The sequence below is a fragment of the Paenimyroides aestuarii genome, from assembly GCF_024628805.1.
Lineage (GTDB): Bacteria > Bacteroidota > Bacteroidia > Flavobacteriales > Flavobacteriaceae > Flavobacterium > Flavobacterium aestuarii_A.
This window is the reverse complement of sequence record NZ_CP102382.1, coordinates 1430786-1455411: the sequence shown is the minus strand read 5'-3', so window position 1 is coordinate 1455411 and position 24626 is coordinate 1430786. Positions and strand designations below refer to the sequence as shown.

The window sequence follows — 24626 nt, the reverse complement described above, 5'->3', positions numbered from 1 at the left end:
CTTTGCCTAAGTTCTAAAATCTAACAAAGCTAAATTATAAAAACAAAGAAATGAAAGGAGTTTTATTAGTAAATTTAGGTTCGCCTGAAAGTCCAACACCGAAAGATGTAAAGCCATATTTAGACGAATTTTTAATGGATAAATATGTGATCGATGTTCCGTATCTGTTGCGGGCTTTAATCGTTAGAGGTTTTATTTTAAGAAAGCGTCCCGAAAATTCGGCGCATGCTTATGCACAAATCTGGACCGATGAAGGTTCGCCTTTGATTGTTTTTTCTAAAAGAATGCATGAAAAGGTGAAAAAACAAGTGGACATTCCCGTTGCTTTAGCCATGCGATACGGCACCATGACTATTGAAAAAGGCTTGCAAGAACTAAAAGAACAAGGAGTGACCGATGTGATGCTTTTAGCTCTGTATCCGCAATACGCCATGGCATCAACCACCACTATTTGGGCTTTGGCTGATGAATTGGTTGCTACCAAATTCCCGGAAATGAAATTGACCAAGGTTCCCGCTTTTTACAACAAACCCGATTTTATTCAAGCTTTGGCAAATTCTATTAAAAAACATTTGGAAGGATATGATTACGACCACTTATTGTTTTCGTACCACGGAATTCCAAAACGCCATATCCGCAAAACTGATGTAACCAAATCGCATTGCAAAATTGATGGTTCTTGTTGCAACACCGCTTCGCCTGCACACGAATTTTGCTACCGTCACCAATGTTTTGAAACCACCAAACAAGTGGTTAAATTGCTGGGAATTCCTGAGGGCAAATACAGTGAAACTTTTCAATCCAGATTGGCTGGTGACAAATGGTTAACACCCTATACCGATGTGGAAATCAACAAAATGCCTGCAAAAGGAATTAAAAAATTAGCGGTTGTAACGCCTGCTTTCGTGGCAGACTGTTTAGAAACTTTAGAAGAAATTGCCATGCGTGCTAACGAAGATTTTAAAGAGCATGGAGGTGAAGAATTTTTTGCCGTTCCTTGTTTGAACGATGAAGACGAATGGTGTGGTGTAGTAGCCAATTGGATTAAAGATTTTAGTAAATAAACGGTTTCAGGTTTCAAGTTTAAAAAGCGGTAATAACCTGAAACCTGAACCCAAAACAAATTTTATTCTATGTATCTGTATTTAAAGGCTTTACACATTATTTTTGTAGTTTGCTGGTTTGCCGGACTTTTTTACATTGTGCGCCTGTTTGTATATTATGCAGAAGCACAATTGAAACCAACAGTTGAAAAGGAAATTCTTTCCAATCAATACCAAATAATGACCCACAGATTGTGGTACATCATCACGTTTCCGTCTGCTATTTTAGCAACTATTTTTGGCGTGTGGATGCTTATCGAAAATGCATCGTTGTTGAAGATGCCTTGGATGCATGTAAAGCTGCTTTTTGTTTTGCTACTTTGGTTGTATCATTTTAAATGTCAACAATTTGTAACTCAAATCAAAAATAAAAACCTAACCAAAACAAGTTCGTTTTTCAGAATTTGGAACGAAGGTGCCACTATAATCCTTTTTTCAGTAGTTTTTTTAGTAATTTTAAAAAGTGCAATTAATTGGATTTTTGGTGTAGTGGGCATTATTGGTTTATCATTACTACTTATGCTGGGAATTAAATTTTATAAAAAAATACGCACTAAAAGCTAGTTTGTTTCATGGCGCATCCATTCAGTATAAAAAGAACGTCGTTGCAGGTAAGAATTTTCATAGCCATGATTTTTCTTACCATCATCTCGTCTGTTTTAATTGCAATGGTTACTATTTATCAATTTAAAAAAGAAGCGCGTAACTATCATCAAGATCGATTGCTGCGAAAAGAAGACGCCGTAAACGAACATGTGAACTTTATTCTACAAACCACTCCTCTACCCGTTTGTACCGAAAATTTACCTTTAATTTTTAAGGATAAAATATTTGAACTTTCTACCATTCATAACATACAAATTAATATTTATGATTTAAAAGGAAAGCTTTTAATGACATCGAAAGGAAATTTTGTGGTTGATAAAGTGAACAATGAAGAAATTTCGCCGACTGTTTTAAAAATTATTGAAACCACCAGCACCAAACGCTTTACCGATTTGCGAATTATTGATGGAATCACCTATCGTTCTGCATATAATTATATAAAAGACCGTCGTTTTAAACCTTTGGGAATTATCAGCATGCCGGTTGCCGAAGAAACTTCGTATTATGAAAAACAACTAAACAGCTTTTTAATTCTGTTTGGTCAAATTTATATTTTTGTAATTATTTTGGCGATATTTCTTGCCTATATTCTATCGAATTACATCACCAAATCCATTCAATTAATCAGCGAACGCATCCAAAAAACCAACATCAACCGAAAAAATGAAAAGATTAAAGTACAAAACACGTCCTACGAAATTGAAACCTTAATCAATTCCTACAATGAAATGGTGGACAAATTGGAAGAATCGGCTGAAAAATTGGCACAAAGTCAACGCGAAATGGCGTGGAGAGAAATGGCAAAACAAGTAGCCCACGAAATTAAAAACCCATTGACACCTATGAAGTTATCGGTGCAAAGTTTTCAGCGAAAATTCAATCCAGATGACGAAAAAGTAAACGAAAAAATAAAAGATTTTTGCGATACCATGGTGCAGCAAATTGATACAATGAGTGCCGTAGCATCTGCATTTTCTAATTTTGCATCGATGCCGGCGCAACAAAACACCCAAATAAATGTGGTGAAAGTGGTGCAATTGGCTTTGGATATTTTTAACGAAGATTTTATTCAATTTCAATCTACCGAAGAAGAAATCATAGCAGTTTTTGATCAATCGCAAATTATTCGCATTATTAATAACCTAGTTAAAAATGCCATTCAAGCAATTCCATCATACGAACCTTTTCCTCGCATTTTGGTGAAAGTTGCGCGCAAAAACGATGCGGTTTTAATAAGCATTTCTGACAACGGAACCGGAATTGCAAACGATATAAAAAATAAAATTTTTGAACCAAAATTCACCACCAAAACAAGCGGCATGGGGCTTGGCCTGGCAATGATTAAAAACATGATCGAAGCTTACGGTGGTACTATTCACTTTGAAACCATGATTGATAAAGGCACCACGTTTTATGTGCAATTACCCATTACTAATTAAAAATGATACCATAATGCTATTTGAAAACATTTTAACAGAGAAAAACAATGCTGTGGCGACCATTACCATAAATCGTCCCACAAAATTAAACGCTTTGAACAAAGCAACTATCGAAGAACTGCACCAAGCATTTAAAGAATTTGAAAGCGATAAAGAGGTGCGCGCAATTATTATTACCGGCTCGGGTGAAAAAGCATTTGTTGCAGGAGCAGATATTTCTGAATTTGCAAGTTTTAACACATCCGAAGGATCTGAATTGGCACGAAAAGGACAAGAATTGCTGTTTAATTTAGTGGAAAATCTAGAAACTCCTGTGATTGCTGCCGTGAATGGATTTGCTTTAGGAGGCGGATTAGAGCTGGCAATGGCTGCACATATTCGTATTGCATCAGACAATGCTAAAATGGGCTTACCCGAAGTGACACTAGGTGTGATTCCAGGATATGGTGGCACCCAACGCTTACCTCAGCTTATTGGTAAAGGCAGAGCCAACGAATTAATTATGACCGCACAAATGATTGATGCGCCCACAGCATTGTCTTTTGGATTGATAAACCACATGGTGGCACAACCTGAATTAATGGATAAAGCCCAAGAATTAGCTTTGAAAATTGCTAAAAACTCACCAACGGCAATTACACAAGCAATTAAGGCAGTGAATGCAAACTTTAAAGATGGCGTAAATGGATTTAACACCGAAATTGATCGTTTTGGTTACTGTTTTGGAACAGCCGATTTTAAAGAAGGAACTACTGCTTTTTTAGAAAAACGCAAAGCCGATTTTAAAGGAAATTAAAGTAAAAAAAACAAAAAAATCCTGTATCTTTTTACGATACAGGATTTTATATCTAAACCAATGATTTAGTTTGTTTTCATTTTTTCTAAGGTTTTGTTGTAGCCTTCTTCTACATCCTTACCTACTTCTTTTGCTTTTTGGCCTACTTTGTCGGCACCTTCTTCTACTTTGTTAGCGGCATTGTTAATACCGTCTTTCATGTCGTTTGCTGCTTGGTTTACTCCTTCTTTTAGGTTTTCCCAAGAATTTTTAGCTTCATCGCGCACTTTTATTGCAGCAGCCTCGGCTTTTTTGTCGCCTTTTTCAATAGCAGCTTGTACGTCTGCTTCGGCTTTTTCATACTTCATTTTTGCTTCGTCAAGCTCTGCTTGAACCGCTGGATCTACAACCATTGTTGTATCTTCCGTAGTCACAGTAGTTTCGGTATTTAACGAATCAATTGTGGTTTCGGTTGTAGTGGTGTTTTCTTTTTTACATGATGCAAATGCTACCAATCCGGCTACAACAGCTGTTAATAAAATGCTCTTTTTCATATTTTTTGATATTTTGAATTTATGTAAAGTTACAAAAAAATAAATACATCAAAATACCAACCGCTTTCTAAGCACTTTTATTCGCCATTGTAATTAGGGTTATTATAGAAATTCATCTGCCTTTTAATGGCGTTTTTTCTACGCTCGATGTATCGCGAGCTGTTTTTTGCTTTGTAAACTCTTGGATTGGGAAGAATGGCTGCAATAGCGGCGGCTTCGGCTTTGGTAAGATTTTTTGCTGGTTTTTTAAACCAATGTTGCGAAGCTGCTTCGATTCCATAAATTCCATTGCCCATTTCAATAGAGTTCAAATACACTTCCATAATGCGTTCTTTGCCCCAGACAATTTCGATTAAAACCGTAAAATAGGCTTCTAAACCTTTTCGCAAGTAACTTCTTCCCGGCCAAAGAAAAACATTTTTGGCGGTTTGCTGGCTTATGGTGCTTCCCCCTTTTATCTTTTTTCCTTTTTGATTGTTTTTATATGCTTTTTCAATCGCTTTTACATCAAAGCCATTGTGGGTGGTAAACTTACCGTCTTCGCTCGCAATTACGGCTTTTTGTATAGGAATTCCCATTTCATCGATTGCAATCCAATCGTGTTTCCAAACCAAATCTTTGTCGCCGCCCATTTGTTCAAAAGTGCGAATAAACATTAACGGCGTAAAGGGCACAGGAACAAATTTAAAAAGCACCACTAATCCTATACTAATACCGAAAAAGTATAAAAGTACTTTGCCTATGAATCTTAAAACTTTCTTAATCATAATACATAAAAAAAGGGATGTAAATATACTCCCTATTTTTTATTTTTTGCTCTTTTATTGTTGATCAGTTTCACAACAAATGGAACAGTTGTTATTATAATGATAATAAGAATAATATACTCAATATAATGTGTTAGATCAAACCCATAACTGTCTAATAGAAAGCGATACAAATAATGTCCGGCAAAAATCAGTGAAAAAGCCCATGCAATCGAACTAATGATATTGTAGAACAAAAACTTTTTAAATTCCATATTAGCCACACCTGCAATAATAGGTGTAAAGGTGCGAACAACGGGTAAAAATCGGGCAAAAATAATGGCACGACCGCCGTGTTTTTCAAAAAAAGCTTTCGATTCTAACAAATACTTCTTTTTAAATAGAAAACCGTCTTCTTTCTGATACAAATAATTGCCACTTTTAGAGCCAAACCAATAGCCAAACAAATTACCAATGATTCCTGCCAAAGCAACCAACGAAGCCACTCCTAAAACATTTAAAAAATCACTCTCAATAACCACTACTTCGCTTAACAAAGCTTTGCTGTAAATTCCCGATAAAAAAAGCAAACTATCGCCCGGCAAAAAGAAACCTGCAAGCAAGCCCGTTTCTGCAAAAACAATAAACAAAACAACGTACAAGCCAATTTTATGGCCCGCTATTTCTAAATTTATGTAGAATTCAGGATTGATTAAATCGCCCCAGTTAAAATCTTCCATTATGAATGAATTACGTAGTATTTTTTCGAGCGTGAAATTACTTAATATTTTTTAGTTTTTAGGGATAGCATTCACATAAAAACAAAACTTTAAGGAATTTTTATCATTTAGAATTTCGTAAATTTAGCGTCAATTAAAAACAAATGTTTACATGAAACGAATTTTAGTAGCTACATTATCGGTTATTGCTTTGAATATGAATGCACAAGAACAAGTTCTCACTAAAGAATTATTATGGCAATTAGGCAGAGTAAACCCGGTTGGCATCACAGAAAAAGGCGATTTTTTAATTTATAAGGTGGGATTTCCTAATGTGGATAAAAACACAATGGAATATAAAACCTATCAAATTTCAATCGATGGAAAGAATGCAAAACTGCTTGAAAGTGCGGATGGTTTGATAAAAGACAGAAATCTTTCGCCCAACGGAAAATTCAAATTATCTGCCGAAGAAGTAAAGGTAAACAAGGTTTTAGGAAAAGACCGCTATCCGGAATTAAAAGAAGCGAATGTGTATGTGTACGACGGTTTGGATTACCGCCATTGGGACAAAGACAACGATGGATCTTTCAACCACGTTTTTGTAACAAATCTGGAAACCAACGAAAAAATCGATTTGTTGCAAGACGAACCTTATTACAGTCCGCAAGCTCCGTTTGGTGGCGATGAAGATTATATTTGGCATCCAAGCGGAAAATCGGTGATTTATGTATCTAAAAAGAAAGCAGGAACCGCCTATGCTATCAGCACCAATACCGATTTGTATGAATATCATTTAGACACCAAACAAACCGATAATTTAACCAAAGATAATTTAGGATACGATACGCACCCAACTTTTTCTCCTAATGGCGATTTAACGTGGTTGCAAATGAAAAACGATGGTTATGAAGCCGATAAAAACGATATTATTGTACGCCATAAAGGCATTGATATCAACTTAACCAGTGGTTGGGATGGCACTGTAAACAGTTATGTTTGGAGCAACGACGGTAAAAAAGTATATTTTATTGCACCCGTTGATGGAACAAATCAGTTGTTTGAAGTAAATTTCCCGGGGCTCACACGAATTGCAATACAAGTAAAACAGTTAACCAATGGGGTGTTTGATGTTGCAAGCATTGTAGGTTTTGCGAATGATAAAATAGTGGTAACCCGCACCGATTTTAACTCGGCAGCTGAAGTCTATTCATTTGATTTAAAGAAAGAAACTTGGAATCAAATAACGCATGTGAACGATGCAACGTACAGTAAAATTGCCAAAAGCAAGATTGAAAAACGCTATGTAACAACAACCGACGGTAAAAAAATGCTGGTTTGGGTGATTCTTCCACCAAATTTTGATCCTAACAAAAAATATCCGACTTTATTATATTGCCAAGGTGGTCCACAGTCTATGGTATCGCCTTTTTATTCATTTCGATGGAATTTTCAGTTAATGGCAGCAGAAGGGTATGTCATTGTAGCGCCCAACCGTCGCGGTTTACCAGGTTTTGGTGTGGAATGGAACGAAGCCATTTCAAAAGATTGGGGCGGACAAGCCATGGACGATTACCTTTCTGCAATCGATGCTCTTTCTAAAGAAAAATATGTTGATAGCAAACGCCTAGGAGCGGTTGGTGCAAGTTACGGTGGCTATTCGGTTTATTATTTAGCAGGCATACACGAAAACCGTTTTAAAACATTTATTGCGCATTGCGGTGTGTTTAACTTACACAGCATGTACGGAACAACTGAAGAAACTTTTTTCCCTAATTGGGATGCAGGCGGTGCGTATTGGGATGCTGAAACAAATAAAGACATTGCAAAAACCTATTACCAACACAACCCCATTTTGTTGGTAAAAAACTGGAACACGCCTATCTTGATTTTCCACGGTGGTAAAGATTACCGCGTGCCGATTGGTCAAGGGCAGGAAGCATTTGCAGCGGCACAGTTGCAAGGTATTAAAAGCCGATTTGTTTATTTACCCGATGAAAACCACTGGGTGCTGAAACCGCAAAATGCACTAGTTTGGCAAACGGAGTTTTTTAAATGGTTGAAAGAAACGTTGTAGGTTGTAGGTTGTAGGTTAAAAAAAACTTTGTCAAAGTTTGGAACTTTGACAAAGTTGAATAAATATCAAAAAAACCTTCAAAATTAATTGAAGGTTTTTTGCTTTTGTTTAAATGAATAATACTTTTCAAAGGCTACATTATGGACTTCTTTATTTTCAAATTCCATAAACTCATCATAACCGTATTTTTCGCCCAAATTATCAAATTCTTTTGAAAGTCTATTGGATTCAGGCTGATTTTTACTTTTTAATGCACTCCGCTCATTAAATATTTGTAAAGCTTCTTCCTTGTTTACAAAAGTAGTTTTATCTAAGTTTTCAGTAATCCATTTTTCAAAATTTTTAAAATCGTAATTTTGGATAGACTTTCCCATTTTTTCAATGAAATAACTACCGAGATACATTTCTTTAATGTAATCTTCAGAGCAATAAAACTTTAAAGCTTCTTCTTTATACTTTTCATAAGCCGGATCATTCTTTACTTTATCTTCCCATGTTTGCGCTTGTGAAGATAAACCACTAAAAATTACAATTATTAGTAAAAGCATTTTTTTCATAAATAGAGTTCTTTAAAATTCATTTGTAAATAAACGTATTTTACATCTAAATTAGTATCAAAAGTTTGAAAAATTTGGAACTTTGATTATCCTTCAGGTTTAAACTTGATGATTTTTTTTAATTTTACTTTTATTTTTTTTTATAAATCAACCATGAAAAACATATTTTTACTAATCCTCTTTATTCTAAATAATATTTGTTTTGCTCAGAAAATTATTCTAAGCAATCCAAATAATAACACTTTATTATTGGATTTTGAAAACCCTATTGATTTTCTTACAAATGATATTGATTGCAGAGAAATAAGATTCGAAGCACAAAATGCAGATCTTCATGTAATTGACAATTGCAAATTATCAGTTAGACCAAAAATTAAAGACATTGTAACTATTAATGTCTTTTTTAAAGATAAATTAATTGCTAAAAATGTTTATTTAGTAACCTGAGTTCGATTAATCAGAACATTGTTAACTGATTTGTTTTTAGTTCATTATATTGTATTGAAGGTTTTTTAGGAAAAAATGAATAAGCAATTAGACCCGAAATAAGGTTTGTAAGAAAGTTTCCAATAGATCTATGTCTTGAATGTTCAATTTGACACATATTTTTCAATTCATCGTTAACTGTTTCAATAACAGAACGTTTTCTCAATAGTATTTTGTCAGACAAGGTCATTAAACAGTTTTTCATATTGTTTTTAAGTTGTGTGATTAGATGAACACCATCAACAAATAATATGTCTGCAATTTTTTTAGAGATATACCCTTTATCTGCAAAGAGTTTTCCGAAAATCCCTTTGAGAAATCCTTCATTTTTAAGAGGTTCACGGTCATCTACATTGGCTTGTGTAATAGTAAAGCTTAGAATTTCACCCTTTTCATTGATAATTAAGTGAAGCTTGAACCCATAGAACCACCCCATAGTGGACTTGCCTACGGTAGCTATATCTTTGAACACTTTATTGTTTTTGATTCGCTTGTTTTTACAAACCCTTACTGGAGTGGAATCAACAAATGAAATACCTGTACAATTGCCCATACAGCAGGTTTTTAAAAACATTGTGAGCGGAAGTATGTTGGATTGCATAAGCTCTGTAAATCTATTGTAAGACACTGTTTTAGGAAACTCAGCTTGCATATGTTTTTGAATATAGAAAATGTAAAAGTGCTTAAAGCATCTGAAACCGCTCAAATGAAAAAGAATCATAATACTTATTATTTCACTGGGTGACATCATTGGGGGTCTTTTAGATTTGTTTCCAATACTGTTTTTTTCAAGAAAAGGAAAAAATTGCTGGCAAAATTCATCAACAAGACAAAAAATTTCTGTAATTTTATCGAAATTAACCATAAGAAATAGTTGTTTAAATATTTAACAATCAGATAATTAAATATACAACTATTTCTTTTTTTATACAATATATTTATCCTAAATAATAATCGAACTCAGGTTAGTAGAGACCATTAAACCTGAAATAGAACTGATTTGTCCATATACAAATGGTAAATCTAACTATAATTTATCAGAAAGATTAATGATATACTTAGACAAGTATTCAATCAGCATGCAGCTAAATATTGTCCAATATGAAATGATCGTTGTTAGTAAAAATAATATATTACTTCGTAAAACTTATAATTCCAGAGTTTTTAATGAAGAACAAAAAAAGATTATATCAACGCTAAAATCTGGAGACTTCATAATTTTGAAGGACATTCATATTGAAAGTCCAGAAGACAATAGTTCATCTTTTGAACCTATCAATTTTAGAATATTTGAAATATAATATAATTAAACTTTGTCAAAGTTTGGAACTTTGACAAAGTTGGTCACAATAAATCAAAATTATCAATCAATATCTGTAACAAATTCCATAAATTCGTACTTACTATTAAAATATTCAAATAACAAATATGTTTCGTATAAAATTAAAACCATTTTTTGCGGCGGTATTAATTGCTTTAGCTGCAACTTCAAATGTATCGGCACAAGACGATTTAATGAATAAAGTAAAAGCAAATCAAAGTGCCAACAGTAAAGCTCATTTTACGTTTACCGATGTAATTAATTTAGAAAACACTTCGGTTAAAGATCAAGGTTCTTCTGGAACTTGCTGGAGTTATTCAGGAAATTCGTTTATAGAATCGGAAATGATTCGTATGGGTAAAAAACCCGTAGAATTGGCTCAAATTTTCACAGCTCGTAATGCATATATCGAAAAAGGCAAAATGTATGTAAAAATGCACGGTGCAGTTACCTTGGGCGAAGGCGGTGCTTTTCACGATGTAATGAATATGTACAAAAAATACGGAACTGTTCCTCGTTCGGCATACACTGGATTGCAAGAAGGACAAACACGCAACAATTTCTCTGAAATGAGCAAAATGACTGAATCGGTTTTGGCATCGGTTGTTAAAAACGATAAGCTTTCAGAAAATTGGTTAAACGCATACACAGCAGTTATTGACAGCTATTTAGGGGAAGCTCCGAAAGAGTTTATGTATGAAGGAAAAAAATATACCCCAAAAACGTTTGCCGATGAAGTAGTAGGGATCAACCCAGATGATTATGTAGAAATTTCTTCTTTTCAGGAATATCCTTGGTATACAAAATTCACTTTATTAGTACCAGACAATTGGGCGTTTGACCAAGTTTGGAACGTGAAACAAGATGAATTGGTAGAAATTGTTGATCATGCTTTGAAAAACGGATATACAGTTGCGTGGGGTGGTGATGTTTCTGAAAAAGGATTCAGTTGGAAAAATGGTGTAGCCTATATTCCTGAAATTGATTTTGCTCAAATGACTGCAGAACAAAAAGCAGATATGTTCAACGGACCAAAGCCAGAGAAAAAAGTAACCGATGCAGACCGCCAAAAAGCATTTGACAATTATGAAACCACTGACGATCACGGTATGCACATTGTAGGTATTGCAAAAGATCAAAACGGTAAAGAGTATTATATTGTTAAAAACTCTTGGGGGTTATCAAACGACTATAAAGGCTATTTGTATATGACCAAAGAGTTTATGAAATACAAAGCCACCGATATCATGGTGCATAAAAATGCATTACCCAAAGCCATTACTAAGAAATTGGCTATCTAAACAAAAGTTAAATCGAAAGAAAGAGATGTTTTCCGCATCTCTTTTTTTATTTTTGTAAATAAAAAAATGAAATGAAAAAAGATACCATTATTCAAGCCGCTAAAGATTCTTTGTCTTTGGCAGCAGAAGAAAAACAATTAGTAAACGATTTAAAACCTGAAACTATGAAAGATGGAATAACGTCCGTTGTAAACGATGCTTCAATTTACATGGAAAAATTCATTGCTATGCTTATAGATGCAATTCCCGCAGTTGTAAAAGCAATACTTTTTCTTATTGTAGGTCTATTCATCATTAGAACCGTTTTAAAAATTGTAAAAAACCGATTTGAAAAGCGCAATGTAGATGTGTCATTGAGAGGTTTTTTACTATCGATTATCAAATTTATTTTATATGCTTTATTGTTTTTATCGGTTGCCGCTAACTTAGGTTTCCAAACAACCGCTATTTTAGGAGCATTATCTGGTTTGGTTTTGGCAGTAGGTTTAGCGTTGCAAGGATCGTTATCAAACTTTGCAGGTGGCGTGTTGATTTTATTATTCCGACCATTTGAAGTAGGTGATTATATAGAAAATTCAGCTGGAACAGACGGCACAGTAGATAAAATAGATTTATTGTACACTACCTTAACCACAGCACAAGGGATTAAAGTTTTTAGCCCGAACGGGGCGTTAGCAAACTCGGTGATTCGCAACTTTAGTAAAATAACCAATCGCCGTTTTGAATATCTTGTGGGTATTAGTTACGAAGACAATATCCAAACCGCACAAAGAGTGATTTTAGATATTTTAAACAATGATCCACGCGTTATTAAAGAACCCGCACCCGATGTTTTTGTAAGTGAATTAGCAGATAGTTCCGTAAACTTAACCATTCGTGCATGGGCAAGCAAAGACGATTATTGGGCTGCACGCAACAGCTTGCAACAAGAAATAAAAGTTGCTCTAGACAAAGCAGGTATCAATATTCCGTTCCCTCAGCAAGAAATGCGTATTATTGGCGAAAAACCGGAAATAAAATAACCCAATTCATAAACCTAAACTATTCCGTTATAGATTGGAGTTTTTTAGGGTGGTAATGAAGAAAAAACACAAAGTTTACAACTTGTAAACTTTGCGTTTTTTTTTAGAAGGTGTAGCCAATCTTAAAGTTCAATGCCGTGTTTTTATTTATATATAAAGTATTAAACACAAAATCATAATTAACTTCAACCAGGATTGAATTGAACAATTTAGCTCCCAAACCTGTATTAATACCACCAGCAAATCTATCTAAAACAATTAATCTTAACCTTCTAGCTTCTTCAGGAGAGTTGATTTTATATTTAATGGGATTATTAATTCCTACACCAAACTTACCATAAAATTGAATATTTGGAGATGACATAAAATATTGCTTAGCACCTATTGAAACATACAAAGATTTATAATCAACGGTATGATGCCAATTCTCTCTCACATATTCTTCAATAAATTCACTTTTGAAAGTGTGTAACTTACCATTGACGTAAAAACTAGTTGGGTTTATAGCAAACCTGTTAAACATAAACTCTAACTCGGGCATAACGGTTAAGCCATTATGTGTTTTTTGATCAATATTTGATAAAAAGTTTAAATCCATAGTGTGCATAGAATAGCCTACAAAAAAATTAAATAGAACCTTTTGTTTCTTTAACCTATTAAATGATATTCCATTGGCTTCTTTAAAATAGTCTTCTAAATTTTCTTGTGTATATCTTAAAGTAAAATAATCATCTAAATTGTTGTATTTGTTATTCTTTACATCGTGCAATAATTGCACTTTAAAGTCATTATTTTCATTTATGGTATAATTTTTACCACGATACTTTTTATATATTAAAGTAGTAATTTCGTTATCGCCACGCTGATAAAAATAGCTTGCAACTCCATTATGAATATATCTATATAATGTGTATTGACCATCTACTAAGCGTTGTAAAAAATCTTCAGTTTCGACTAAATTTAAATTTTTATTAAAATCAAGATTTCCAATTTCATAGCGTACACTTGGATCGAATTTAAATCTCTTTTTTACAAAATAAACAGCTCCATAACTAATCTCGTTTACAAACTTGGTCTCCATCTTAATTTGTTGATTGTCTTTTTTAATATAAAATTCTGATGGAAATTTATCGGCTCTTATTTCAGAAATTTCGCCCTCAATCTTATTACCAGACTGGTCAATGTAATAGCCTAACTCATATTTGGTCTGACCTAATATACTAGTTGATATCAGAATCAGCAAAAAAGTAAAAATATTTTTCATCATCATGTTTTTATTTTTCTTGGTTTAATGCGTTCCAACCACGGGCTTTTAGTGCCAATTTAGTATTCTCGCGGGTTATTAAATGTATGCCTTCGTTTTCGGCTGTTATATGTCCTATAATTGATAAATGCGGGTTTCCTTTGATTTTTTCAAAGTCGTTCATAGACACTGTGAACAATAATTCATAATCTTCGCCGCCGTTTATAGCAATGGTGGTACTGTCTAAATTAAATTCTTCGCAAACGTTTATTAACTGCGGGTCAAGAGGCAGTTTGTCTTCGTATAAATTACAGCCTACATTCGATGCTTTACAAATATGCATGATTTCAGAGGAAATACCGTCTGAAACATCGATCATCGATGTTGGTTTCACATCTAATTTCTGCAAAAGCTCTTTAATGTCGGTACGGGCTTCTGGTTTTAATTGGCGCTCAATTATGTAAGAATAATCTTCTAAATTGGGTTGGTTTTGCGGATTTACCAAAAAAACTTGTTTTTCACGTTCTAACACCTGCAACCCCATATATGCCGACCCAATATCACCAGTTACCACCAATAAATCATTTTCTTTGGCACCTGAGCGATAAGTGATTTCATCTTCGTTTGCAGCTCCTAAAGCGGTGACACTTACCAACAAACCTGTGGTGCTTGATGTGGTATCCCCTCCTACTAAATCTACTTTATAAAAATTACATGCTAAACGAATGCCTTCATATAATTCTTCGATTGCTTCTAACGGAAATCGGTTGGAAACTGCGATAGAAACCGTAATTTGCGTGGGCACAGCGTTCATCGCACAAATATCGGATAGGTTCACAACCACTGCTTTATATCCTAAATGCTTCAAAGGCATATAACTTAAATCAAAGTGAACGCCTTCTATTAATAAATCGGTTGAAACGACTGTTTTTTTCGATTTAAAATCTAAAACGGCAGCATCATCACCTATTGATGTTAGGGTTGATTCTTGTTGAATGGAAAAATGCTTTGTGAGCTGATTGATTAAACCAAATTCACCCAATTGTGCAAGTGGTGTTTTGTTTTGATCTTTATTTTCTAACATTGCTTGTTTTAATTAGTAAAGACGGTATTTCTACCGTCTTTTATGATTTATTGTTTTACCGAATCTACTGTTTGTGTGGCAGAATCTCTTAACATTTGTTGCTCTTGTTGCATCATTTCAGCTTCGGCTTCTTGTTGCTGTTTATAAGCATTCAAATAGCGGTTGAAATGTTTTTCAAACGGTGCAATTCGCTTGGTGAGTGCAGCAACCGTAGCGGTATCTTTATGCAATTTGCAATTATCAATAATACGGTATGCGGTTTCAAATGCGTTAATAATGTCCATTCCAAATTCGCGCTGTTCGTTTAATTTCATTTCTTTATAGAAATTCAAATTTTCTTCGGCTTTGGTAAACAATTTAGTTGCAAGTGTTGCCGCTTTGTGCTTTTCGCCCAACACGTAATACAAATCTGCAAATGGCTCCACAGCAAAATAACTCGCTGTTCGATCGTTTGGCAAATAATATTCTATCGGGAAATTTTGAATTGCTAAATCCACAATTTTCTTAGCTTTTTCTGTTTTACCTTCTTTCACCAACTGTGTAGCCAAACGCTCTAAGTTGATTCTAAAATTCATTGAATTTTTGCGGGTTTCCGGATCGTGATAAATATTTGGGCTTCCAAAATTACCCCAATACCAGTTGGTTACTGTTTCATACATTTTATCGGTATCAATAGAACCAATATACAATGGATGCATATCGTATGTACGTTCTGCTTTCATTGGAACCAATTTATATACCAGACCATTTAACTGCAGATAATCTTTCATCCACAAGAAATCTTCGTCTGTGATAGATCCTCCTGTAAAATAAACAGGTCTGTCCCAATTGTTGTTCGCAATGATATCGTACATAATAATGCGCATACGATATAAAGCATTTGCTTTCACATCAATAGGAATTTCATTTACAATTTCATCAGCATATTGTTGGGATATGGTTCCATTTTTCAGAACCTTTTCTTTGTCAACAGGCAAACTGAATTTATTGGTTGGAATACGGGTAAGGAATGTTCCTCGTTCGGTTTCCATTTTTCCTCTTGGATCGTCTGATGCAATGAATTCTAAAATAGTATTCAAATCAAAGCGCTCATCAACAGTTGGTGCAACTGCCGCATAATACATGTTTTCACCAGCATATTGTTTGTGATTGAATCGAATTTTCAAAGGTTCTGATTGATGTGCTTTTACTTTCATTTGGTCAATATACCATTCCGCTTGCAACAAAGTGGTACAAACCACACGCACATCGGTACGATATCCTTCTACTTCTTGCAAATACCAAAGCGGGAAGGTATCGTTATCGCCAATAGTAAATATAATTGCATTTTTATCTAATGAATCTAGATAAGCTCTACCTAAAGCTAAAGCGGTATATTTATCGGAACGGTCGTGATCGTCCCAATTTTCAGATGCCATTAATACCGGCGATGCCAAAAGCGTAACACCTAAAACCAACGGTAAGGCAATTTTTGCGTTTATTTTGCTTGATAAAAATTCGTATATCGCATACACACCATAACCTACCCACATAGCGAAAACCATGAACGAACCTACTACTGCATAATCGCGCTCACGAGGTTCAAAAGGGCGTTCGTTTAAGAATATTTTTAATGCAAAACTTGTAAATAAGAACAATGCCAACAACACATAAAACGTTTTTGGATCTTTGCGGTAGTGAAAAATAAATCCAACCAAGCCCAAAATAAAAGGCAACATATAATACACGTTTCGCCCTTTATTGTTCAGCATATCGCTGGTTAAATTTTCTTGTGAACCTAAACGAATTTCATCTAAAAACTTAATCCCCGAAATCCAGTTTCCATTCATTCGATCATTATAACCTTGAATATCATTTTGTCGGCCTGCAAAATTCCACATTAAATAGCGTGTGTACATATATCCAAACTGATAATTGAACATAAAACTCATATTATCAAAGAAACCGGGTTTGTCAATATCAATATATTCGCCCATTTGTCTCAAAATATCATCGTATTCACGCAACGACATTCTTCCAGACTGCACTTGAGCTTTTAACTGCGATGCCATTTCCATTAATTGAGGTTCTGAAGCAAACTCAGGTTTCAATTTAAAGTCAATCGGTTTTGTATAAGTCATGTAGTTCACAGCCATATCGGGCTCCCAAACACGCGGTAAAAATCCTTTAAAGCGGCTGGAATAGTTTGGCTCTGACCCTTTTCCATCGGTAACCATAATGTATTTGCCCGATGTTTCATCGCGTTCATAATTGGGTTTACCGTCTTTGTAAGGTTTTGAGGGATCTAATGCATCGCCAGCTCCGTATTTAATGGTAAAATAGGTATCGTAAAACAACGAGCGCGAACCGTATTGCTCTCTATTGTAATAAGCTAATAATTCAGCTGCATCCGACGGTTTGTTTTCATTAATTGGAATTTGAGTGTTCGCGCGTATTGGCAACATTAACCAACACGAAAACCCAATAAAGATAAACATCACACTTAGTATCAAGGTGTTTGCAAACTGTTTTTGCTTTTGGCGAGTAAGTTTTAATCCAATAACAAATAACGAAACTACGATTGCAAATGCTATGATAGAACCTGCGTTGAACGGAAGTCCAATTGAGTTTACAAAAAAGATTTCAGACTTTCCGAAGAAAATCATGGTATATGGAAGTAGAAATCCAAAAACAACCAGCAAAATAGCTACCACTACAATATTTGCAATGATGAAATTTTTAACAGTTACCTGCGGATATTTTTTAAAGAAATACAAATAACCAATGGAAGGTATTGCCAATAATGCCATAAAATGCACACCGAAAGACATTCCTATAACTAATGAAATCAACAACAACCATTTGTTGCCTCGGGGCTCATCAATCGCATCAATCCAACGCAAACCAAGCCACAGTAATAAAGCCAACATAAAAGTTGCCATGGCATACACTTCGGTTTCCACCGCGCTGAACCAAAAAGTATCTGAAAAAGTAAAGGTTAACGCACCAATTAAACAGCTGCCTAAAACTGCGATTACGGTATTGTTTGATAATTTTTCGGTACCTATTTTAACAACTTTCATTAAAATATTGGTTGCCGACCAAAACATGAACAACACAGCAAAGGCACTGGAAAGAGCCGAAACCATATTTACAGCCGCAGCAATTTTATCGGGAGAACTGGCAAACGTTGAAGCCAATGCTCCCAGCATTTGAAAAAGCGGTGCACCAGGCGGGTGACCCACTTCTAATTTTGCAGAAGTAGCAATGTATTCGCCAGAGTCCCAAAAACTAACGGTGGGCTCTAAAGTGATGGTATAAACTGCAAGTGCAATTAAAAATGCAATCCATCCGATGATGGTATTCCATTTTTTAAAATTGATTGTCAACATAATAGCTTTTTTTTGTACTTTTTTAGTAGGAACTACAAAGAAAACGTTTTTTTTTTATTGATGCGCTTTTTTAGATTTTTTTTAAAAAAATTCTACGATTTTGTTGCACTTTTCTTTTTTTGTACTACATTTGCACTCGCAATATTTAACCAAATACGGTTTTTTATACTGCACAAGTTTTATTGGCCTATGGTGTAATGGTAACACAGCTGATTTTGGTTCAGTCGTTCTAGGTTCGAGTCCTAGTAGGCCAACAAATAAGACTTCTTTACACACAATACCATTGGTCTATGGTGTAATGGTAACACAGCTGATTTTGGTTCAGTCGTTCTAGGTTCGAGTCCTAGTAGACCAACAAAAAACATCCTTTCAAGGATGTTTTTTTATTTCTAGCCAAAATTCTTTAACATTTATTCCTACAATTATTCTCATTTAGAAAACTTTAAACTACATTTGCTAGATATGTTTAAGTTTTTCAATATTACCACATTATTATTATTCGTGTGCTTTTTATTTGCACCCACAATTTCTTATGCCTTAAACAGCGATATGGACACTTATTCTTTGATAGTGAATGAAGAAGAAGAAACACAGTCTAAGAGTAAACCGAAAAACAATAACAACAACCTTAACGAAGAAGAGGAAAAAGAAATAAAATACCACTTTTTTTGCAATGCAAAGGTTTTGTTTAGTTCAAAAAAAGCACTTAACAGCTCTTTGTTTTTATGCAGCCAACAGCTTCGTAACATATTAGTTTTTAAAATTCCTTCACCACCTCCTGAACCACAACTATAATGATCGCATTTGGTATTTTGCACAGGAACAAAATGCTAAAATTATACATGTAATTAATTATAGATTTTATGAAAAAAAGTATTAAAGCAGAGTTGTCTCAGAACTTTGCACCTGGTTTGGTTGTATTTTTAGTTGCCTTACCTCTTTGTTTGGGCATTGCATTGGCATCGGGTGCACCGCCATTGTCTGGGATTATTGCCGGTATCATTGGTGGTATTGTGGTGGGGTCTCTCAGTAATTCCAACATATCTGTAACCGGACCTGCAGCGGGTTTAACTGCCATTATATTAACCGCCATTACGGATTTGGGAGGCGATGTAAAAGCCTTTGAATTGTTCCTTTGTGCAGGATTAATCGCAGGTATTTTGCAATTGATTTTGGGTTTTATTCGTGCAGGAAGCATCTCTAATTATTTTCCAAATAATGTCATCGAAGGAATGCTTGCCGGTATTGGTATCATTATCGTTTTAAAACAAATACCACATGCATTTGGAATAGATACAGATTATGAAGGAAACCAAAAGCTTTTTAACGGAGGAATTAACTTAGAATACTTTAAAGAATTAGTTCAGTATTTTAAATCATCAATTGATGATATTCACCCAGGAGCTGTTGTTGTAACCATTGTTTCGATTGCTATTTTGCTCACTTGGGAACGCGTTCCGATATTAAAACGCATTAAAATGTTGCCAGGAGCATTGGTGGCTGTAATAGCAGGTATTTTATTGAATCAGTTCTTTGTGGCAACAAATAGTTTTTTGGCTATTGGTGCCGAACATTTAGTACCCCTTCCGGTTCCGCAAACTGTTGAAGATTTTAAAAATTTAATAACACTGCCCAATTTTAGTGGTTTTACCAATCCAAAAGTCTGGGTAATTGGCGCAACCATTGCTGTAGTGGCATCTATTGAAACCTTATTGTGCATTGAAGCTTCGGATCGATTAGATACCAAACGCCGCATCACCGATACCAATTTAGAGCTAAAAGCACAAGGAATTGGCAACTTAATAAGTTCGTTAATAGGTGGTTTACCAATGACATCGGTTGTAGTGCGCAGTTCTGCAAATGCCAACGCAGGTGCCACATCTAAGGCATCGGCTATTATTCATGGAGTATTGTTACTAGCTTGTGTGCTATCCATTCCTTTTTTATTAAATTTAATACCGTTGGCAACATTGGCTGCTGTATTAATTTTAGTGGGATACAGATTGGCAAAACCTGCAACTTTCAAACATTTCTGGCACAATGGCAAATATCAATTCATACCTTTTGTGGCTACTGTTTTAGCCGTAGTTTTCACCGATTTATTAAAGGGTGTAGGTATTGGTTTAGCCATTTCGATTATTTATATTTTGCAAGGAAATATGAAAAGAGCGTACTACCTAAGCCGTGAAAAACTGAATGATGCCGATGAAATCACCATTCAATTAGCCGAAGAGGTTTCGTTTTTAAACAAAGCGGCCATTAAAAAAACCCTTAAAAACATTCATCCCGATTCAAAAGTGATTATTGATGCCCGCAATACATCCTATATCACTACTGATGTTTTAGAAATGATTCAAGATTTTGCAAATGTTCGCGCAAAAGAAGAAAACATACAAGTAGAATTACTTGGTTTTAAAACATCTTATCGCGATTACGAAAACGACCAAAACTCGCATGTAGTAATCAATCACAAAAAAGCAATGTAAGTTGAATTAGCACAATAATTGAATATACTATCAAAGTAATATTTTATTGTGCTAAATTTAACTATAACTCCAACACATTAATAGTTATTGACTATTTAAGTATTTTGCACCACCAGAAAGTACAATGGCATTCCTAAAGTAATATTCATAGGGAAAGTAACTGCCAATGCCATTGGGAGAAACAATCCCGGATTGGCTTTTGGTACAGATATTTTCATAGCGGCGGGTACGGCGATGTAAGATGCACTTGCCGCAAGAATAGCAAAAATAAAACGGTTAGAAACATCAGGGGTAACCCAAGCGCTTATCCAGGCGACCAAACAGCCGTTTATCAGTGGAATAATCGCCGCAAACAAAATAGGAAACCAGCCGAAAGAGAAAAAAGATTTTAGCTTTCGTCCGCTAGTAATTCCCATATCTAGTAAAAAAATGGCTAAAAACCCTTTGAATAAATCGTTGGTAAATGGTTTAATACCTTCCGCTTGTTTAACATCTGCTAAAAAGCCAATTGCCAAACTTCCTAAAATAAGCAACACACTTCCGTTGGTAAATGAATGTTTAAGTGCGGTTCTTTTTTTGATTTCATTGCCTTCCTCTTTCCCAAAAACCGAAATGAGTACCAATCCCATAATAATTGCCGGAGATTCCATCAGTGCCATAATGGCTACCATATGACCGTGCAAGGTCAATTGCTGCGCTTCTAAATAACTTGCAGCCGTTACAAAAGTGACGGCACTTACCGAGCCATAAGCTGCTGCAATAGCTCCTGCATCATAGAGCGATAAGCGTTTCTTTAAAATAAAAAATGTGTACAGCGGAATCACCAGCGATAAAGCAATTCCGAAAAGCATGGACCAACCAATTTCTGCTGTAAAATGCTCGTGCGATAATTCCTGACCGCCTTTGAACCCAATAGCAAAAAGCAGGTATAAAGAAATAAATTTGGAAGAGTTGGGCGGTATTTCCAAATCGCTTTTCACCATTACAGCTATTACCCCCAACACAAAAAACAACAGTGCAGGATTGGTTAAATTTTCTATCAATAAATCAAAATTCATTCGTATTTGTTTATATAGTTGATTTTTTAAAGTTATTTTTCATAACCACGCGTCTTCTTACAGAAAAAAACAGGCGTAATGAATTAATTGTTGATGTAACTTTTTTAATTATTTTTTATGGAAACATTTTTGGTTTTATCAGACTTTGTCAAGTCAAAATTAAAGTTGGTATTTAAAATAAATCCATTGTTATATTGGAACACGTTCTGGTTATTGATTGATCTTCCATATTGCACAATTTGTTTGAAGTATCCTGCTTCTATCCTCAAATTTTTATTGAAATGATAACCAAACAAAAGCCCTGTTCTGTTTTGGTCAAAAACATTAGCATTCACATTTTTACCAAATCCAACAAATAGTTCATTATATGCTGCTAAATAAGGTGTTTTATCTTGTATTTGTTTACCTTTTAGCGGCATTTGCAAACGAATCATATAGCGCATTCGGTGTAAAAGTGGAAATTCATCCTCACTATTTACTTCCGCCGAAGAATACCTGCCCACAAATCGTTGTTCCAACATGAACCGGTGAGAGAAATCGACTATTGTTTCTTTGTGTGAAAGCTGAACCATTTGAAATAAACGGTGTTCTGTAAAATCTCTACCCAAACCATTTAAAGGAATATCGCCATAAGGATACGTTTCTATCCAAGCATAACCCGCTCTAAATAAAACTCTTTGGTTTAGGTGATAGTTTACCCCTACTCTTAACAAACCTTGTTGCCACTCTTCAATCATATCGTTCCTACGCCATTGATATTCAGTATGTACTCCAAACTTTTCCGACAACTTAAAAGTTCCAAAATAATTGTACCAACCAATTGTGTTCCGATCACTTAATCTGTTATTTTGTGAATATGCCCGATGAGAAAATAAAACGATTGAAGCTGTTATAATGAAATAAAAAATACGTGTCATTTATAAAAAGATATAGGTTGGGCTAGTGAACCCAACCTTGTTATAAATTTATTTCGCTTCTGGATTGTATGGTAAAGATGATTTATGTACAATAATTCGTAGTTTTCCGTCTTTTCCCTTTCTAAAGACCCACGTTTTATCAACCATCACTTCTTTTCCGTTTTTGTCTGTTACCCATACATTGCCCATTGTGATAGCAACTGATCCATAAATTTGAATACCCTCATTATTATTTCCCGCATTATCATACCTTGCTTTTACCCAAGGTGCTAAAGCAAAACCTTTGTCATTAGGATAATCTGGATCCCCTCCAATAAAGTAAGACAGTGCTCCTTTTTTATCATTTCGAAAAGTTTGATCACCAAAAGCTAATGTTGGTTTAAAAAACACCTTTCCTTGATCATAGTTATATGCTTCGGAAAGCACTTGGTTTGCATACGCTCGGTAATCTCCTCCCTCTTCTTTTATTTGCCCTATTCGCACTAGCGCATCACACCAAGCTTGTTGGGCAGCATTCACTTCCTCATAAGTAATGATGTTCTGAGCACCTTCTTCAACGTAAACTAACCCCAATTCATTGATTACTTTCTGTACTTCCTCACTTGTTTGAGATGTGGTTGTGTTGATTTCTTCTTGCTTTTTTTCATTTTCTTGTTTGCATGAGCTCACAATCCCCGCAAATACAAGCAGTCCTAAAATTAATTTCTTATTCATATTAAGTAATATTATGTTTTGCCTACTTCTTAAAACGGTGTTCGGCTTGTCCGCTTTTAAATTTCTAATTTTTAAACAATATCTTTCTACCTCTTCACAGCGCGGCTGAGCCTGTCGTTTAACGTAATTCCCAATCCGTGGTTAGGTAAGCGTTCGGCTATAATGATGTCCAAATCCATTGCATCTAAACGATGCAAAGCAGCATACAAATTTTTGGCAGCTTCTTTTACATCGCCTTTAGGCGAAAGCGTTTCGCAGTGTACTATTTCTTTTCCTTCCAAAACATTTCTAAACACCAAAATACCCATTTTTTTCCCGGCATTTTTTGCCACCTCCGCTGCTATATTTTCCGTAAGTACCGCAGGCGTTTTAGGGGCATAATGTTTTGAAAGCATTCCCGGTGCATCGGGCGTGGTATCGTTGTGAGTTATGGTTTCTATTTTGCCAATCATCTGTTCTATTTCTTCTACCGATACCGAACCGTGCCGGTACAAAACAGCTTCATTGCCCCGAAATCCAACGATGGTAGATTCTACTCCGTTTGCACAATTTCCACCATCTAAAATAACGGGCAGTTTGTCTTGAAAATAATCCCAAACGTGTTGTGCAGAAGTAGGACTAATGCTCCCAAAAGGATTGGCGCTAGGTGCTACCAACGGAAAATCTAATTGCTCCAATAACGCCAATGCAACTAAATGCTGCGGAATTCTTACCGCCACAGTATCTTTTCCTGCCGTTACCAAATCAGGAATATGCTCCTGCTTTTTCAATACTAAAGTGAGGGATCCCGGCCAAAATTTTTCGGCTAAAATTTTTGCTCTTTGCGGAATTTCTTTTGCTACTTCTTTTAATTGTTCTGATGAATGCAAATGCACAATTAAAGGATTGTACAACGGTCTTTTCTTAAGCTCAAAAATTTTTTTAATGGCTGTTTCGTTGTAAGCATTTGCTGCCAAACCGTAAACCGTTTCGGTTGGGAGCGCTATCAACTCATTATTTTGTAATGCTTCTATTGCTTTTTGAATATCTTTTGTAATCATTTTTCTT

General features: G+C 35.0%; 22 protein-coding genes and 2 tRNA genes. 12 read left to right on the top strand and 12 right to left on the bottom strand.

What is annotated here, in order from left to right:
- The first annotated feature begins 50 nt into the window (after positions 1-50).
- The 4 genes from hemH to NPX36_RS06895 all read left to right on the top strand — a co-directional run bounded on the left by hemH (position 51) and on the right by NPX36_RS06895 (position 3944).
- Positions 51-1064, top strand: coding sequence for a ferrochelatase (gene hemH / locus NPX36_RS06910; protein WP_257500674.1), 1014 nt, complete (start codon positions 51-53; stop codon positions 1062-1064).
- Positions 1065-1133: 69 nt separating this feature from the next.
- Entirely contained in the window at positions 1134-1667 is a 534-nt protein-coding gene (locus NPX36_RS06905) for a CopD family protein (RefSeq protein ID WP_257500673.1), read from the top strand.
- A gap of 8 nt (positions 1668-1675) precedes the next feature.
- Positions 1676-3148: a sensor histidine kinase gene (locus NPX36_RS06900; protein WP_257500672.1), complete on the top strand. Its 1473-nt coding sequence runs from the start codon at positions 1676-1678 to the stop codon at positions 3146-3148.
- Positions 3149-3161: 13 nt separating this feature from the next.
- Positions 3162-3944 carry an enoyl-CoA hydratase/isomerase family protein gene (locus NPX36_RS06895; RefSeq protein ID WP_257500671.1) on the top strand — a complete coding sequence of 261 codons (783 nt, stop codon included), beginning with the start codon at positions 3162-3164 and terminating at the stop codon, positions 3942-3944.
- Between the two features lie 65 nt (positions 3945-4009).
- On the opposite strand, the gene NPX36_RS06890 is transcribed toward NPX36_RS06895, so the two are convergent.
- From NPX36_RS06890 to NPX36_RS06880, 3 genes are all read right to left on the bottom strand, one after another.
- Complete coding sequence (locus tag NPX36_RS06890) at positions 4010-4477, bottom strand: hypothetical protein (RefSeq protein WP_257500670.1); 468 nt, start codon at positions 4475-4477, stop codon at positions 4010-4012.
- Between the two features lie 77 nt (positions 4478-4554).
- The gene (mtgA, locus tag NPX36_RS06885; protein WP_257500669.1) at positions 4555-5244 is read right to left on the bottom strand and encodes a monofunctional biosynthetic peptidoglycan transglycosylase; all 690 of its coding nucleotides are present in this window, start codon (positions 5242-5244) and stop codon (positions 4555-4557) included.
- Positions 5245-5276: 32 nt separating this feature from the next.
- Positions 5277-5963, bottom strand: a complete 687-nt coding sequence (locus tag NPX36_RS06880; protein ID WP_257500668.1) for a DedA family protein — start codon at positions 5961-5963, stop codon at positions 5277-5279.
- 151 nt (positions 5964-6114) lie between these two features.
- Here NPX36_RS06880 and NPX36_RS06875 point away from each other — a divergent pair, with 151 nt between their 5' ends.
- Complete coding sequence (locus tag NPX36_RS06875) at positions 6115-8019, top strand: S9 family peptidase (protein WP_257500667.1); 1905 nt, start codon at positions 6115-6117, stop codon at positions 8017-8019.
- An 83-nt stretch (positions 8020-8102) separates the two neighbouring features.
- Here the strand turns inward: NPX36_RS06875 and NPX36_RS06870 are convergent, their stop codons facing one another.
- Positions 8103-8567 (bottom strand): hypothetical protein, encoded by a 465-nt coding sequence (locus tag NPX36_RS06870; RefSeq protein WP_257500666.1) that lies wholly within the window; start codon positions 8565-8567, stop codon positions 8103-8105.
- A gap of 162 nt (positions 8568-8729) precedes the next feature.
- On the opposite strand from NPX36_RS06870, the gene NPX36_RS06865 reads away from it, so the two are divergent.
- Positions 8730-9023 carry a hypothetical protein gene (locus NPX36_RS06865; protein WP_257500665.1) on the top strand — a complete coding sequence of 98 codons (294 nt, stop codon included), beginning with the start codon at positions 8730-8732 and terminating at the stop codon, positions 9021-9023.
- A gap of 10 nt (positions 9024-9033) precedes the next feature.
- Here the strand turns inward: NPX36_RS06865 and NPX36_RS06860 are convergent, their stop codons facing one another.
- Positions 9034-9927 (bottom strand): IS982 family transposase, encoded by an 894-nt coding sequence (locus NPX36_RS06860; protein WP_257498120.1) that lies wholly within the window; start codon positions 9925-9927, stop codon positions 9034-9036.
- A gap of 563 nt (positions 9928-10490) precedes the next feature.
- Between NPX36_RS06860 and NPX36_RS06855 the strand changes: the two genes are divergently transcribed.
- Positions 10491-11684, top strand: coding sequence for a C1 family peptidase (locus NPX36_RS06855; RefSeq protein WP_257500664.1), 1194 nt, complete (start codon positions 10491-10493; stop codon positions 11682-11684).
- Positions 11685-11755: 71 nt separating this feature from the next.
- Entirely contained in the window at positions 11756-12706 is a 951-nt protein-coding gene (locus NPX36_RS06850) for a mechanosensitive ion channel family protein (RefSeq protein WP_257500663.1), read from the top strand.
- A 103-nt stretch (positions 12707-12809) separates the two neighbouring features.
- On the opposite strand, the gene NPX36_RS06845 is transcribed toward NPX36_RS06850, so the two are convergent.
- The 3 genes from NPX36_RS06845 to NPX36_RS06835 are packed head-to-tail and all read right to left on the bottom strand — an operon-like array spanning position 12810 to position 18404.
- Positions 12810-13970, bottom strand: coding sequence for a hypothetical protein (locus tag NPX36_RS06845; protein ID WP_257500662.1), 1161 nt, complete (start codon positions 13968-13970; stop codon positions 12810-12812).
- Positions 13971-13980: 10 nt separating this feature from the next.
- On the bottom strand, positions 13981-15033 hold the full coding sequence (gene thiL, locus NPX36_RS06840) for a thiamine-phosphate kinase (RefSeq protein ID WP_257500661.1): 1053 nt from the start codon (positions 15031-15033) through the stop codon (positions 13981-13983).
- Between the two features lie 47 nt (positions 15034-15080).
- Positions 15081-18404, bottom strand: coding sequence for a DUF2723 domain-containing protein (locus NPX36_RS06835; protein ID WP_257500660.1), 3324 nt, complete (start codon positions 18402-18404; stop codon positions 15081-15083).
- A 183-nt stretch (positions 18405-18587) separates the two neighbouring features.
- On the opposite strand from NPX36_RS06835, the gene NPX36_RS06830 reads away from it, so the two are divergent.
- The 4 genes from NPX36_RS06830 to NPX36_RS06815 all read left to right on the top strand — a co-directional run bounded on the left by NPX36_RS06830 (position 18588) and on the right by NPX36_RS06815 (position 20890).
- A tRNA-Gln gene (locus NPX36_RS06830) sits at positions 18588-18658 on the top strand.
- 30 nt (positions 18659-18688) lie between these two features.
- Positions 18689-18759, top strand: a tRNA-Gln gene (locus NPX36_RS06825).
- 107 nt (positions 18760-18866) lie between these two features.
- Entirely contained in the window at positions 18867-19199 is a 333-nt protein-coding gene (locus NPX36_RS06820; RefSeq protein ID WP_257500659.1) for a hypothetical protein, read from the top strand.
- 68 nt (positions 19200-19267) lie between these two features.
- Positions 19268-20890, top strand: a complete 1623-nt coding sequence (locus NPX36_RS06815; RefSeq protein WP_257500658.1) for a SulP family inorganic anion transporter — start codon at positions 19268-19270, stop codon at positions 20888-20890.
- A gap of 95 nt (positions 20891-20985) precedes the next feature.
- Here the strand turns inward: NPX36_RS06815 and NPX36_RS06810 are convergent, their stop codons facing one another.
- From NPX36_RS06810 to NPX36_RS06795, 4 genes are all read right to left on the bottom strand, one after another.
- Positions 20986-21948 carry a sodium-dependent bicarbonate transport family permease gene (locus NPX36_RS06810; protein ID WP_257500657.1) on the bottom strand — a complete coding sequence of 321 codons (963 nt, stop codon included), beginning with the start codon at positions 21946-21948 and terminating at the stop codon, positions 20986-20988.
- Between the two features lie 104 nt (positions 21949-22052).
- Positions 22053-22865: a DUF2490 domain-containing protein gene (locus tag NPX36_RS06805; protein WP_257500656.1), complete on the bottom strand. Its 813-nt coding sequence runs from the start codon at positions 22863-22865 to the stop codon at positions 22053-22055.
- 48 nt (positions 22866-22913) lie between these two features.
- Positions 22914-23579, bottom strand: coding sequence for a hypothetical protein (locus NPX36_RS06800; RefSeq protein WP_257500655.1), 666 nt, complete (start codon positions 23577-23579; stop codon positions 22914-22916).
- An 86-nt stretch (positions 23580-23665) separates the two neighbouring features.
- Positions 23666-24619 (bottom strand): L-threonylcarbamoyladenylate synthase, encoded by a 954-nt coding sequence (locus NPX36_RS06795; protein ID WP_257500654.1) that lies wholly within the window; start codon positions 24617-24619, stop codon positions 23666-23668.
- Positions 24620-24626 lie beyond the last annotated feature (7 nt).

What these genes read in the sequence shown, in the direction of transcription:
- NPX36_RS06895 (WP_257500671.1), top strand. Translation starts at nt 3,162, where the DNA reads ATGCTATTTGAAAACATTTTAACAGAGAAAAACAATGCTGTGGCGACC.
- NPX36_RS06805 (WP_257500656.1), bottom strand. Translation starts at nt 22,865, where the DNA reads ATGACACGTATTTTTTATTTCATTATAACAGCTTCAATCGTTTTATTT.
- NPX36_RS06860 (WP_257498120.1), bottom strand. Translation starts at nt 9,927, where the DNA reads ATGGTTAATTTCGATAAAATTACAGAAATTTTTTGTCTTGTTGATGAA.
- NPX36_RS06880 (WP_257500668.1), bottom strand. Translation starts at nt 5,963, where the DNA reads ATGGAAGATTTTAACTGGGGCGATTTAATCAATCCTGAATTCTACATA.
- mtgA (WP_257500669.1), bottom strand. Translation starts at nt 5,244, where the DNA reads ATGATTAAGAAAGTTTTAAGATTCATAGGCAAAGTACTTTTATACTTT.
- NPX36_RS06850 (WP_257500663.1), top strand. Translation starts at nt 11,756, where the DNA reads ATGAAAAAAGATACCATTATTCAAGCCGCTAAAGATTCTTTGTCTTTG.
- NPX36_RS06845 (WP_257500662.1), bottom strand. Translation starts at nt 13,970, where the DNA reads ATGAAAAATATTTTTACTTTTTTGCTGATTCTGATATCAACTAGTATA.
- NPX36_RS06855 (WP_257500664.1), top strand. Translation starts at nt 10,491, where the DNA reads ATGTTTCGTATAAAATTAAAACCATTTTTTGCGGCGGTATTAATTGCT.
- NPX36_RS06815 (WP_257500658.1), top strand. Translation starts at nt 19,268, where the DNA reads ATGAAAAAAAGTATTAAAGCAGAGTTGTCTCAGAACTTTGCACCTGGT.
- NPX36_RS06820 (WP_257500659.1), top strand. Translation starts at nt 18,867, where the DNA reads ATGTTTAAGTTTTTCAATATTACCACATTATTATTATTCGTGTGCTTT.
- NPX36_RS06795 (WP_257500654.1), bottom strand. Translation starts at nt 24,619, where the DNA reads ATGATTACAAAAGATATTCAAAAAGCAATAGAAGCATTACAAAATAAT.
- NPX36_RS06865 (WP_257500665.1), top strand. Translation starts at nt 8,730, where the DNA reads ATGAAAAACATATTTTTACTAATCCTCTTTATTCTAAATAATATTTGT.
- NPX36_RS06835 (WP_257500660.1), bottom strand. Translation starts at nt 18,404, where the DNA reads ATGTTGACAATCAATTTTAAAAAATGGAATACCATCATCGGATGGATT.
- NPX36_RS06890 (WP_257500670.1), bottom strand. Translation starts at nt 4,477, where the DNA reads ATGAAAAAGAGCATTTTATTAACAGCTGTTGTAGCCGGATTGGTAGCA.
- NPX36_RS06875 (WP_257500667.1), top strand. Translation starts at nt 6,115, where the DNA reads ATGAAACGAATTTTAGTAGCTACATTATCGGTTATTGCTTTGAATATG.
- hemH (WP_257500674.1), top strand. Translation starts at nt 51, where the DNA reads ATGAAAGGAGTTTTATTAGTAAATTTAGGTTCGCCTGAAAGTCCAACA.
- NPX36_RS06800 (WP_257500655.1), bottom strand. Translation starts at nt 23,579, where the DNA reads ATGAATAAGAAATTAATTTTAGGACTGCTTGTATTTGCGGGGATTGTG.
- NPX36_RS06810 (WP_257500657.1), bottom strand. Translation starts at nt 21,948, where the DNA reads ATGAATTTTGATTTATTGATAGAAAATTTAACCAATCCTGCACTGTTG.
- NPX36_RS06905 (WP_257500673.1), top strand. Translation starts at nt 1,134, where the DNA reads ATGTATCTGTATTTAAAGGCTTTACACATTATTTTTGTAGTTTGCTGG.
- NPX36_RS06870 (WP_257500666.1), bottom strand. Translation starts at nt 8,567, where the DNA reads ATGCTTTTACTAATAATTGTAATTTTTAGTGGTTTATCTTCACAAGCG.
- thiL (WP_257500661.1), bottom strand. Translation starts at nt 15,033, where the DNA reads ATGTTAGAAAATAAAGATCAAAACAAAACACCACTTGCACAATTGGGT.
- NPX36_RS06900 (WP_257500672.1), top strand. Translation starts at nt 1,676, where the DNA reads ATGGCGCATCCATTCAGTATAAAAAGAACGTCGTTGCAGGTAAGAATT.